At 67.7% G+C, this 11,748-nt stretch carries 11 protein-coding genes and 1 pseudogene; 10 read left to right on the forward strand and 2 right to left on the reverse strand.

Annotated elements, in window-relative coordinates; all coding sequences use genetic code 11:
- Positions 1–268: 268 nt before the first annotated feature.
- From DBR20_RS02645 to DBR20_RS02675, 7 genes are all read left to right on the forward strand, one after another.
- Positions 269–1,138, forward strand: a complete 870-nt coding sequence (locus tag DBR20_RS02645) for a DUF1311 domain-containing protein (RefSeq protein ID WP_108265093.1) — start codon at positions 269–271, stop codon at positions 1,136–1,138.
- A gap of 54 nt (positions 1,139–1,192) precedes the next feature.
- Positions 1,193–1,597: a lysozyme inhibitor LprI family protein gene (locus tag DBR20_RS02650; protein ID WP_108265094.1), complete on the forward strand. Its 405-nt coding sequence runs from the start codon at positions 1,193–1,195 to the stop codon at positions 1,595–1,597.
- A 41-nt stretch (positions 1,598–1,638) separates the two neighbouring features.
- A complete protein-coding gene (locus DBR20_RS02655) occupies positions 1,639–4,413 on the forward strand; it encodes a peptidoglycan-binding protein (protein ID WP_108265095.1) in 2,775 nt (924 codons plus the stop codon).
- A gap of 108 nt (positions 4,414–4,521) precedes the next feature.
- The gene (gene dusA / locus DBR20_RS02660) at positions 4,522–5,553 is read left to right on the forward strand and encodes a tRNA dihydrouridine(20/20a) synthase DusA (protein ID WP_108265096.1); all 1,032 of its coding nucleotides are present in this window, start codon (positions 4,522–4,524) and stop codon (positions 5,551–5,553) included.
- A gap of 212 nt (positions 5,554–5,765) precedes the next feature.
- The gene (locus DBR20_RS02665; protein ID WP_108265097.1) at positions 5,766–6,134 is read left to right on the forward strand and encodes a hypothetical protein; all 369 of its coding nucleotides are present in this window, start codon (positions 5,766–5,768) and stop codon (positions 6,132–6,134) included.
- A 72-nt stretch (positions 6,135–6,206) separates the two neighbouring features.
- Positions 6,207–6,890, forward strand: a complete 684-nt coding sequence (locus tag DBR20_RS02670) for a response regulator transcription factor (protein ID WP_004136763.1) — start codon at positions 6,207–6,209, stop codon at positions 6,888–6,890.
- 22 nt (positions 6,891–6,912) lie between these two features.
- The gene (locus DBR20_RS02675; protein WP_089241450.1) at positions 6,913–8,337 is read left to right on the forward strand and encodes a sensor histidine kinase; all 1,425 of its coding nucleotides are present in this window, start codon (positions 6,913–6,915) and stop codon (positions 8,335–8,337) included.
- A gap of 118 nt (positions 8,338–8,455) precedes the next feature.
- On the opposite strand, the gene DBR20_RS02685 is transcribed toward DBR20_RS02675, so the two are convergent.
- Both DBR20_RS02685 and DBR20_RS02690 read right to left on the reverse strand, forming a co-directional pair.
- Positions 8,456–9,247, reverse strand: coding sequence for a M90 family metallopeptidase (locus DBR20_RS02685; protein WP_229979094.1), 792 nt, complete (start codon positions 9,245–9,247; stop codon positions 8,456–8,458).
- A complete protein-coding gene (locus tag DBR20_RS02690; protein WP_108265100.1) occupies positions 9,214–9,486 on the reverse strand; it encodes a hypothetical protein in 273 nt (90 codons plus the stop codon). The genes DBR20_RS02685 and DBR20_RS02690 overlap by 34 nt, the downstream gene beginning before the upstream one ends.
- Before the next feature lie 143 nt (positions 9,487–9,629).
- Between DBR20_RS02690 and birA the strand changes: the two genes are divergently transcribed.
- The 3 genes and pseudogenes from birA to DBR20_RS22565 all read left to right on the forward strand — a co-directional run.
- Positions 9,630–10,595 (forward strand): bifunctional biotin--[acetyl-CoA-carboxylase] ligase/biotin operon repressor BirA, encoded by a 966-nt coding sequence (gene birA / locus DBR20_RS02695; RefSeq protein ID WP_089242004.1) that lies wholly within the window; start codon positions 9,630–9,632, stop codon positions 10,593–10,595.
- On the forward strand, positions 10,592–11,323 hold the full coding sequence (locus DBR20_RS02700; RefSeq protein WP_108265101.1) for a type III pantothenate kinase: 732 nt from the start codon (positions 10,592–10,594) through the stop codon (positions 11,321–11,323). The genes birA and DBR20_RS02700 overlap by 4 nt, the downstream gene beginning before the upstream one ends.
- 9 nt (positions 11,324–11,332) lie before the next feature.
- A pseudogene (locus DBR20_RS22565) lies at positions 11,333–11,748 on the forward strand (SPOR domain-containing protein); the annotation flags it as partial.

The following is an 11,748-nucleotide window of genomic DNA, read 5'->3' on the forward strand; positions in this document are numbered from 1 at the left end:
CCTCAACACCGCCAGCCAGACGCTGATCGAACGGGTGGGAGGGCGCGGCGGCGCACATTGACCGCGCGCCCGGTCCAAACCGGTGCCGGGGATCCAGGCATCGGTCTGGCAAGCCGGATTTCTGCGATGCCGTGCGCGCAAGCTGAATCCAGTCAGCCATCTGAAACCGCCGCTGTCGTAGGATTGCCACCGTGATGGGGCCGATGGACGGCCCCTCCCTGCCGGCGACCGCTGGCGACACGCAAGGGAGATACAGGCAATGCAGGCAATGGATGCCCGTCGGGGCAATGAACAGATCGCCTCCGGCCGTCGGTACTGGAAGGTGCTGGCCCTGTGCCTGGCGCTTACCGCGTGCCAGGCACCTTCTTCCCCTGCATCGGCCGAAGCGGCGCCCACCCCGGCACCGCTCGCCGCGGCCGCGCCGGCAGCGACCCCCAACCCAGCGTCCGGTGATTCCTCCGGGTACCCCGATGCGTCCTACACGGACGGTCGCCTGCGCCCGGCTTATGGCTGGTGCGTGGATGGCGTGGAGGATGCGGGCAAGCTGCAGGCCTGCGGCAAGGACGAACTGGCCTATCAGGAAGGGCGCCTGCAGGAGGGTGCCAGCAAAGCCGTGACCGGGCTCGATGCTGCTGCGAAGAATGCATTCCTGGCCACCCAGGCGACCTGGCGCAGCGATACCGACCGTCATTGCGCCGCTCCGGCCAATGCCGCTGTGGATGACCTGCAGAAGGCACAGGAGTGCCGCCTGTTCCGCGTGGCCAACCGCGCTGACGCATTGCTGGCGCAGAGTGCGCCGCCCGATACCTCCTATACCCAGGCAACGCTGCGGCCCGAATACACCCGTTGCGTGCAGGATGCCCGGGGCATGGACGACCAGCTGGAAGTCTGCGACACGACCGAGCTCGCCCACCACAAAGCGCTGCTGGAAGCACAGGTTGCGCGGCTGATGGACAGCCCTGACGGCCCGGCCAAGGACCGCTGGATGGACGAGCAGGCCAACTGGGCTGAGGACACCGACAAGCGCTGCAGTGCGGCCACGGAGAGCGTGGGTCAGGCGCTGGACGCGCAGTCGTGCCGCATCAACCGCTACGCCAACCGCGCAGTGGAACTGCAGAAGCGCATGCTGACCCCCTGACGGGGCCTCCGGCGTGTGCAACGCATCGAAACATTGACCGGTAGGAAGCAGGCCATGGCGAGCGGGACCTTGGGCATTGTGGTGGCGGTGATTGCAGTGCTGTGCACTGGCCAGGTGCATGCCGCGTCCGCGCTGAGCGCGGCCTACCAGGCGTGCTCAGGCCGCGCGCAGGGCACCATCGAAGAAGCCGCCTGCCTGTCCAGCGAATCGGACCGGCAGGACCGCCGGTTGAACCAGGCGTACCAGCAGTTGCAGGGACGCCTCCACGCCACGGCCAAGACCCACCTGCTGGCCGCGCAACGGGCGTGGCTGCAGTCGCGCCAGCGCGATGGCGAACTGGAAACCGTGCTGTACGACGATTCGCAGCCGGGCAACCTGCAACAGAAATTGAATGACACCGAGCGCCTGCGCGCGCGCGCCGATCAGCTGGAAACCTACCTGCGCCTGATCGGTCCGTAATCCGCAACACGGTCATCCCTCCACGGACCAGGAAGTGAGCCATGCCAAACAACATCGATACCCGTAACCTGGACGCGACCGCCGGCGCGGTGTTTTTCGCCGTCGGACGCGGCACCGAAGGTGGCGGATCGTCGTACCACCTCAGCATCGCCGGCATCACCAAGGGACTGGAAGAGCCGAAGTGGGGCACGGTCAGCGCGGTGGCCGCCAACAGTGGCTATTCGCTGGGGACCATCCAGGTCGACTTCGGCCAGCGTGGCACCTGGCCACTGGGCGCTACCGCAGAGCGCACGCTGAAGGCCGGCGAGACGACGTACGTGGATGCAGTCATCGACCAGGCCAGCGCCTATGCCAAGGCACATCGGCTGCCCTTCACCAACGACCGTGCCGACCTGCGTGCGGACCTGCTCAGCCACGGCGACGGCGAGGGCAAGCGCTCCTCGATCCGCTTCATCGATGTCCCGACCCGCGACAGCATCAACGCTTGGGCCGGGTCGCCCGAAGGCAAGCAGTGGATCCACACCCACGTGGACTACCCGCAGGTGCGCAACGCCACCCGCATCGCCATGACCATGCTGGACACGCACGGTAGTGGCATTGCAGAAGACAAGCGCTTCGAAGCGATCGCGCTGATCGCCAAGTCCGCCAACCAGTTGCCGGGGACACTGCCGCAGCTGGAAGCCGTACTGAAGCGGGGCGGCGACTACCAGGACCTGCGCGACAAGGCGGCCGAGATCCGCCAGGACAAGAAATACTATGCCGGCCTGGCGGCCGCTGACGTCGCCGCTGGTTATGAAGATGCCTATCCCCGCCACTCGGCGGAGATGGATCGCGCGCATCTGAAAGTGGGTCGCCGCGACTTCGCGCCGGCCAACGAAGGCAACGATCCCGATATCCGCGTAGCGCTGGAACAGGCGCGCTCGCACAAGCACGGTGGCGCTGGCCCGCAGGTGCTGAAAGAGGGCTCTACCGGCCGCGCGGTGGAGAAGCTGGAGCACAACCTGCATGCCTTGGGTTACGGCGGTGCAGGTGCTCAGGCGATCCACCCTGATCGCCAGTTCGATGCCGGCACCCGGCAGGCCGTCGAAGCCTTCCAGCGCGACCACCGTCTGAATCCGGTCGATGGCAAGGTGGGGCCTGCGACGCTGGGTGCGATCGACCGCGAGGCGCGCGCGCTGCAAAGTGACATGGCCGCGCTGGGCCTGACCGATGCGCATGGCAAAGCGATCACCGCAGATGGCTACCTGGGGGCTGGCAGCCAGCACGCCATCAATGTGTTCCAGCAGCAGCACCATCTGCCGGCCACAGGAATGGCCGACGCACAGACGCGCCGCGCGATCGATGCCGAGGCCGCACAGCATCGCCCTGCTGCGCCCTCGCCTGCTGCCCCGACCGCGCCGACCGCGCCGGCAGCCCCGACGAGGGCTGCGCCATCCGCAGCGCAGCAGCACACCGGCCCCGCCGGTCCTGCCGGCGCCGCAGCGCCCGGTGGCGGGCGCATTTCCGTGGTGGAACCCTTCGGCAACGGCAGCAGCAACCGCGTCCTTCGCCATGGCATCAGCGGCGAGGACGCGTTCCGCGAGCTGAAGATCCACCATCCCAAAACCAATGCCGCCGCCGTGCGCGCCGGCGATGCCAGCAAGGTTGACCGCACCGCGGACATGGTCGACGGCGAACTGGAGGCCGTGCGCAAGCGCGAGGACATCAACGGCATTCCGCTGGTGCAGAAGGACCTGATCCTGACCGACCGTGCCGGCGGGCGCAGCCTGATGATTCCCAGTCCAGTGGCCGGCTACGTCAAGCTCAACAACGACGGCACCAATTCCATCAGCATCTACAGCCATCCGGTCGGCGATGCCCGCCGTGAGCTGGTGGGCCAGGTGTTGCACGGCGCCGTCGGCTCCATCCCGTACAAGACCGGCGATTTCGTCGAGTACGGCGCGCCGCTGGTGCGCCAGTCCGATGTGGGATCGCCCGGCGCGGTGCACGCGCATATCGAAGTGGAGCCGGCGCAGTTCCGGCGCTACCTCGGCGACATGCTCAACGACCGCATCACCCTCGGTGGCAAGGTGCACGCGCAGGGGCCCGAAGCCGCGCAGGCCGCGCGTGCCACGCAGCAGGCGCCGATGGCCGATGGCATGCTGGTGAAGGGCGAACGCGGTGACGAGGTCAAAGCGCTGCAGGGCAAGCTGGCAGCACTGGGCCACGTGGGCGCCGACGGCAAGCCGCTGGCGACCGATGGCATCTACGGCAAGGACACCTTTGCGGCGGTCAAGCAGTTCCAGGCCAACAACGGCCTGGAGCAGGATGGCAAGGCCGGCCGCCAGACCCTGGGCCGATTGGATGACCCGGCCGCAGTGAAGGCCGCAGGTCAGCCTGCTGCGCCGGCGAAGGCGGAACCGGACACACCGGCAGCCCCCAGCATGCGTGACCCTTCGCATGCCGAAAATCCGCGCTTCAACCAGGCGCTGGAGAAACTGCAGGTGCTGCAACAGCAGCGCGTGCAGGCCGGGCTTTGCCCGCTGTTCGCCAACGCGCAGGAAACCGAACGCGCCGCCGGCCAGCTGGCCTACGAGAGCAAGGTCGCCGGCATGCGCCAGATCGACCACGTGGTCGCGCGCCCGGATGGCAGTGGTCTGTTCGCCGTGCAGGGCAACGTCGGTGACCCGGCCGCGCAGCGCACCTTCGTCGACAGCCGTCAGGCCGTGTCGCAGTCGGTCGAGGCCAGCACCCGCCAGACCGAGGACTTGGATATCCAGTTCAACCAGCGCGTGCAGGAACAGCAGCAGGAGCAGGTGAAGGGGCGCGCGCAGTAAGGTCGCCGCGGTGGGTGCCCGGGGCCGGTCGTACGCGGCTCCGGGCAGTACTCCGGGCCCCGCCGTCGCCGTTCAGCCCGGCGGTGTAAACTATTGATCTCACTGGCAATGCCAGTCTCCACGATCAACCGCCCGATGACGTCCGCCACCGCCCGTTACGCTGATTCCCTGCGCCTGTCCGTTGCCCCGATGATGGACTGGACCGACCGCCACTGCCGGGTGTTCCACCGCCTGCTGGCGCCGGGTGCGCGGCTGTACACCGAAATGGTGCACGCCAACGCGGTGATCCACGGTGATCGCCAGCGCCTGCTCGGTTTCGATGCCAGCGAACAGCCGCTGGCACTGCAGCTCGGTGGCAGTGATCCGGCCCTGCTCGCACATGCCGCGCGCATCGCCGCCGAGTGGGGCTATGACGAGGTCAACCTCAACTGCGGCTGCCCGTCCGACCGCGTGCAGGCCGGCCGTTTCGGTGCCTGCCTGATGCGCGAGCCGGTGCTGGTGGCCGAGTGCGTAGCGGCCATGGTCGAGGCGGTGGACATCCCGGTGACGGTGAAGTGCCGCCTGGGCGTGGACGAGGACGACAACTACGACGTATTCGCCAGCTTCGTCGACCGCCAGGTCGATGCCGGTGCCGCGATGGTGGTGGTGCACGCCCGCAATGCCTGGTTGAAGGGCCTGTCGCCGAAGGAGAACCGCGAGGTTCCGCCGCTGAAGTACGACTGGGCCTATCGGCTGAAGCAGGAGCGCCCGGCGCTGCCGGTGGTGCTCAATGGCGGCCTGGCCAGCATCGAGGCGGTGCAGGCGCAGGCCGCGCACGTCGATGGCGTGATGCTCGGCCGCGCGGCCTACCACGACCCCTACCTGCTGCATCAGCTGGAGGCCCTGCACACCGGCGCGCCGCTGCGACCGCGCGGCGAACTGCTGCGCGCCCTGCGCCCGTACATCGAAGTCCGCCTGGGCGAGGGCCTGGCCCTGAAGCACATCACCCGCCACATCCTCGGCCTGTTCCACGGCCTGCCCGGTGGCCGCGCATTCCGCCAGGTGCTGAGCGAGGGCGCACATCGCCCGGGCGCCGGCTGGGCCCTGATCGAGCAGGCGCTGGAAGTGACCGATCGTGGCGCCGATCGCGCTGCAGCGTGACCATCGTCACATTCCTGACTTGACAAGCGGAGCGGATTCGTTCCGAATGTTCACTTAGCTGAACGACACGACGGAGCCTCCCGAAAAGTTCAGACCGGATTCACCGCCCGAAACCAAGAATTTGCAAAAGATTTGTAAAACGCCGGGTTCCATTCCGGTGCCCGGATTTACGACTTTTGAACAAATCGCCGTGCTCGGCTAGGATCGCATCGATGTCTTCCGCTCCCTTCCACCGCTGTATTGCCCTGGCCACCTGCGTGGTCCTGGCGGCTGCCCCGCTGTCTTCGGTGCTGGCGCAGGACCCGCAGCGGGAGCAGGGGCGGGCTGAAATGATGGAGCGCGGTGGCCGTGCGGCCAACAACGAGCGTTCGCTGTCCGATGCCGTGCGCCGCGTGCAGCGCACCACCGGCGGCCATATCCTGGGCGCCGAGCGGGTGCCGTTCGATGGTCGTGACATCAACCGGGTCAAATACATGGACGACCGCGGTCGGGTCCGCTACATGGACGACCCCGCCCCGGCACGTTCACAACCGCGCACGCCGCGGTCGGATATGTCATCACTACGCGGCGATAACCCCTGAACAGGGATAGTTGTCGCTATCAACCCGTACCCACAGGCCTCCGGGCCGCACCCAGCACACTAGGGAGAGTTCATGCGTATCCTTCTGGTCGAAGACGAAGCCCCGCTGCGTGAGACCCTGGCAGCCCGGCTCAAGCGCGAAGGTTTTGCCGTCGATGCAGCGCAGGACGGCGAAGAAGGCCTGTACATGGGCCGCGAAGTCCCGTTCGACGTCGGCATCATCGACCTTGGCCTGCCCAAGATGTCGGGCATGGAGCTGATCAAGGCCCTGCGCGATGAAGGCAAGAAGTTCCCGGTGCTGATCCTGACCGCGCGTTCGAGCTGGCAGGACAAGGTCGAGGGCCTCAAGCAGGGCGCCGACGATTACCTGGTCAAGCCGTTCCATGTGGAAGAGCTGCTGGCCCGCGTCAACGCGCTGCTGCGCCGCGCCGCAGGCTGGAGCAAGCCGACCCTGGAATGCGGCCCGGTCGCACTGGATCTGGCAGCGCAGACCGTCAGCGTGGCCGGCAGCAATGTCGACCTCACCAGCTACGAGTACAAGGTGCTGGAGTACCTGATGATGCATGCCGGTGAACTGGTCTCCAAGGCCGACCTCACCGAGCACATCTACCAGCAGGACTTCGATCGTGACTCGAACGTGCTGGAAGTGTTCATCGGCCGCCTGCGCAAGAAGCTGGACCCGGATGGCGAACTGAAGCCGATCGAGACCGTGCGCGGTCGTGGCTACCGTTTCGCGATTCCGCGCAACGAGGGCTGAGGCCTTCAGCAGGCGATAAACGATGTCCGGCCGTCTGTGGTTCTTCCGACGCTGGCGGCCGCGCTCTCTGCAGGCGCGCCAGATGTTCGCCGCGTCCGTGGGTCTGGTCGCGTTCCTGGCCCTGGCCGGTTACGCGCTCGATGCCGCCTTCGCCGATACGGCGAAGGCGAACCTGCGTGAGCGCCTGAAGAACTACGCCACCTCATACGCGGCCGGCATCGACTTCACCCGCGACCGCTCGCTGTACATCCGCGAGCAGCCGCCGGATCCGCGTTTCGACGTGCCCGGCAGCGGCCTGTACCTGCAGGTGGTGATGCCCGACGGCAAGGGCAATTCAATGTCCGCCGAAGGCCCGATGCTGCCCACCGTCGGCGGCGGCCTGCTGGCCCCGCGCCAGGAAGTGTTCGAAGGCCCGCTGCCGATGATCCAGATCGACGGCAGCCAGGGCTCGGTGTACCGCTATGGCCTGGGCCTGGTGTGGGATGCCGACGCCGACCCGGCGACCGAATTCCCGTACACCATCTACGTGATGGAAGACTCGCGCGCGCTGGGTGCGCAGCTGCGCGTGTTCCGCAGCCGGGTCTGGTTCTACCTGGGCGGCATCGGCCTGATCCTGCTGCTGCTGCAGACGGTCATCCTGCAGTGGAGCCTGCGTCCGTTGCGGCGGGTGATCACCGAGCTGACCAAGGTCCAGCGCGGCGAGACCGAGCGCATGAGCGAGCGCCACCCGCGCGAGCTGGAGCCGTTGACCGACAGCATCAATGCCTTCATCGAGGGCGAGCGTGAGAACCTCGAGCGCCAGCGCAATACCCTGGCTGACCTGGCGCACAGCCTGAAGACGCCGATCGCGGTGCTGCGCACGCAGATGGACAGCGGTGCCGGTGATGGCGCGCTGCGCGAAGAACTGGACGTGCAGCTGCAGCGCATGAACAACCTGGTGTCCTACCAGCTGGCACGTGCGGCTTCGTCGGGCCACAAGCTGTTCTCGGCACCGCTGCCGATCGAATCCAACGCCGAGGAAATCGTGCGCGGCCTGGAGAAGGTCTATGCGTCGAAGGGCGTGCTGTGCGAATTCGACATCGACCCGGCCGCGCGCTTCCACGGCGAACCGGGTGACCTGCAGGAACTGCTGGGCAACCTGTTGGAGAACGCCTTCAAGTGGGCCAAGCGCCGTGTGCTGCTGACCGCGCAGCCGCTGCCGGCGCCGAACGCGCGTCGCGCGGGCCTGCTGCTGGCAGTGGATGACGATGGCCCAGGCATCGCCCCGGAAGACATCGGCAAGGTGCTGCAGCGTGGCGTGCGCGGCGACGAGCGCGTGCAGGGTCACGGCATCGGTCTGTCGATCGTGCAGGACCTGATCAAGGACTACCGCGGCGAGCTGCAGGTGTCCCGTTCCAGTGAACTGGGTGGCGCCCGCTTCGAAGTGCAGCTGCCGCCAGGGCCGTAAGCCTCCGCAATCGGTAGTGCCGGCCGCTGGCCGACGCATTCAAACAGTAGTGCGGGCCGCTGGCCGGCAACCTCATGATCTTCCGTGGCATCGCCAGGTTGCCGGCCAGCGGCCGGCACTACCGTATTTCGATCACCGGCGGCTCGCCGTAGAACCGCTTGAGATGCGCAGCCACTTCCGGCAATGCTTCGGCCAGCAGATCCGGCGCAGAGAAGTGGTACTCGCTGGCCACCGCGAAGAACTCTTCCGGTGCTTCCGCTGCGTACGGATCGATCAGCGTTTCAACGCCCGCATCCACCTGCGCGCAGAACGCATCGTAGGACTTCTGGAAAGTCGCGGCCCATTCGCGTTGCCATGCACGCGGCAACGGCGGCGTGCCGTCCATCGCACCGTCCAGCCCATCCAGCTTGTGCACCATCTCATGCACGGCCACGCAGTAGCCCTCATGCGGTGCCGCCAAGTCGGCCTGCACGTCGGCCCACGACAGAATCAACGGACCGCTGTCCCACGACTCGCCGATCAACTCGTCATCCCACTCGTGCAGTACGCCGGCGGCATCCATGTGGCTGCGATGCACGCGGAATGCATCGGGGTAGACAATCAGCTGCGACCAGCCTTCCAGTCCGACCTCGCCGAACTCCAGCAGCGGCAGGCAGCACAGTGCGGCCAGTAGCACGCCATCGGCCGGCTGCAGTTGCAGTTCGCCGATCGGGGAGATGGTCTTCTCATGCAGGAAGCGCGTGGTCAATGCGCGCAGGCGTGTACGCCGTTCGTCGTCCAGGCCGTGCAACCACGCTGCGCGGTGGCAGGCATCGTTCCAGTGTGCGTCTTCGATCGGCCGCGGCGCGGGCCGCAGCCACTGCAGCAACGTCTTGATCAGCGGAACATGCCCGGCAGGTAGCTGTGCCACTTCGGCGCGCGGATGCGCTGCAGTACATCGTCGTCACCGCCACCGCCGCTGGTCGTGGCAGCCGGGCGTACCGGTGCCGGCTTGGCGGCAGCTGCGGCAGGCGCCGTGGTCGGTGTGCGCTGCGAGGCCGCATCGCTCGCCGAGTAGACGCAGGCGCCACGGCTGTCATCAAGCGCTGCTGTGGCAGACGCCGCGAAGGGCATCGTCAGCAGGATCAGGCAATGGGCATAACGGCGCATTGACGACATCCACGTTAAGGGAGGGTGAGCTCTCGATTCTAGCCCGAACCCGGTGCCAGATTGGAAGCCCGCCGGAACCGGGCCTGGCGGGCGTCGCTGGCGGCTTTCCCGCATAATTCCGTTCTGACCTTGTGGAAGCCGCCGTGGACGATCGCCAATTGCTGGCCAAACTCGCTGCCGGTCGCCTGTCCGGCGACGCCCTGGCCCGTGAGCTGGGCCAGACCCGGGCCGCCATTTGGAAGCGTATTCAAGGGCTTAGGGCTGCCGGTGTCGAGGTTGAGGGACGCGCAGGCGAGGGCTACGGGCTGACCCGGCCGGTCGACCTGCTGGAGGCCAAGACCATCCGCGCCGGTCTGCCCAAGGACGCCGCCGCGCTGCTGCACGACCTGCAGGTGGCCTGGACGGTGGACTCCACCAACGCCGAATTGCTGCGGTGCAGCGCGCCCCAGCGCGGTGTCAGCGTCCTGCTGGCCGAGCGCCAGACCGGTGGCCGTGGCCGTCGTGGCCGCACCTGGGCCTCGCCGTTGGCCGCGCATGTGTACCTGTCGGTGCTGCGTCTGTTCGAGGGTGGCCTGGGCCGACTGGCCGGCCTGAGCCTGGTCGCCGGCGTCGCCGTGGCCGAAGCGCTGCACGACCTGGGCTACGCGCAGGCGCAGCTGAAATGGCCGAACGATGTGCTGGTGGATGGCCGCAAGCTGGTCGGCCTGCTGGCCGAGGGCGGTGGCGAATACGCTGGCCCGGCGCGCGCAGTGATCGGTATCGGCATCAACGTACACATGCCGCCGGCCTTCGCCGAACAGATCACCCAGCCTTGGGTGGACCTGGACACGCTGGCCGGTGCATCGGTGGATCGCAACACGGTGGTGGCCGCGGTGCTGGCACGCCTGCTGCCGGCGCTGGAAGAATTCGATCGCGAAGGGCTGGCGCCGTTCCTGCCGCGCTATGCAGCGTTCGACATGCTGGCCGGTCGCGAAGTGCGCGTGCAGCTGGATGGCCAGTGGCAGCACGGTACCGCGCTCGGCCTGGCCGACGATGGCGCGCTGCGCGTTGACATCGATGGCCGCGAGCGCCTGCTGCATGCCGGCGAAGTCAGTGTGAGAAAAGCATGAGCGACTGGTTGTTCGACCTGGGCAATTCGCGTTTCAAGTTTGCCCCCTTGCATGGCGACCGCGCCGGCGACGTACAGGCCTGGGCGCATGGCGCCGAGGGCATGGCCGGGCAACCGCCGCACAGCCTGCCCAGTGGTGAGACCGCGTTTGTCGCCAGCGTCGCCGCGCCGTCGCTGACCAGCGCCATGCTGGATCAGCTGCAGCGCCGCTTCGAGCACGTGCATGTGGTGCGCACCAGCGCCCAGTGTGCAGGCGTACGCATTGCCTACGCCAAGCCGGAAAAATTCGGTGTCGACCGTTTCCTTGCCCTGCTGGCTGCCGCCAAGGCACAACGGCCGGTGCTGGTGGTCGGTGTCGGCACCGCCCTGACCATCGACCTGCTTGATGCCGATGGCCAGCATCACGGCGGCCGCATTTCCGCCTCGCCGACCACCATGCGCGAGGCGCTGCACGCGCGCGCCGTGCAGTTGCCGGCCAGCGGCGGTGACTACAGCGAATTCGCCAACGACACTGCCGATGCGTTGGCGTCGGGCTGCGATGGTGCCGCCGTTGCATTGGTCGAACGCAGTGCCCGTCAAGCGCAGGCGCTGCTGGGCGTGATGCCGTCGCTGCTGGTGCATGGCGGTGGCGCGCCCGCGCTGATGCCGCTGCTGGACGGCGCCGACTATCACCCGTCGCTGGTGCTGGATGGCCTCGCCCGCTGGGCGGTGCACCAGCTCGCAGGCTAGTATCGGCGCATGCTGACCCGTGCCCTGATCGTCGTGCTGGCGATCCTCAATCTTGGTGTCGCCACCTGGTGGCTGCTGCGCGATGAGCCGGCGCGCGCGCCGTTGCCGCCGCAACCGACCGGCGTGGCCGAACTGCGCTGGCTGCCCGGCGGGACCGATGCGGCCGTGGCCGCGCAGGTCTCTGCAGCGGCACCCACGGAAGCATTGGTGGAGCGTGAGGCCGCACCGGCCACTGCAGTGGCCGCTGCGCCTGCGCCTGTACCGGCACCGGCGACTCCGACATCGGCCAGCAAACCCGCCGAACCGGCGAAGGCGCCCGAACCGGTCGCCGCCATCGCCAAGCCAGCGCCGGAACCGGTGGCCGAGAAGCCCGCAGCCCCGGCCGCACCGCCGCGCTGCCTGGCACTGGGCCCGTTCCCCGACCG

Source organism: Stenotrophomonas sp. HMWF023 (assembly GCF_003060985.1).
In the GTDB taxonomy this organism is placed as follows: domain Bacteria; phylum Pseudomonadota; class Gammaproteobacteria; order Xanthomonadales; family Xanthomonadaceae; genus Stenotrophomonas; species Stenotrophomonas lactitubi.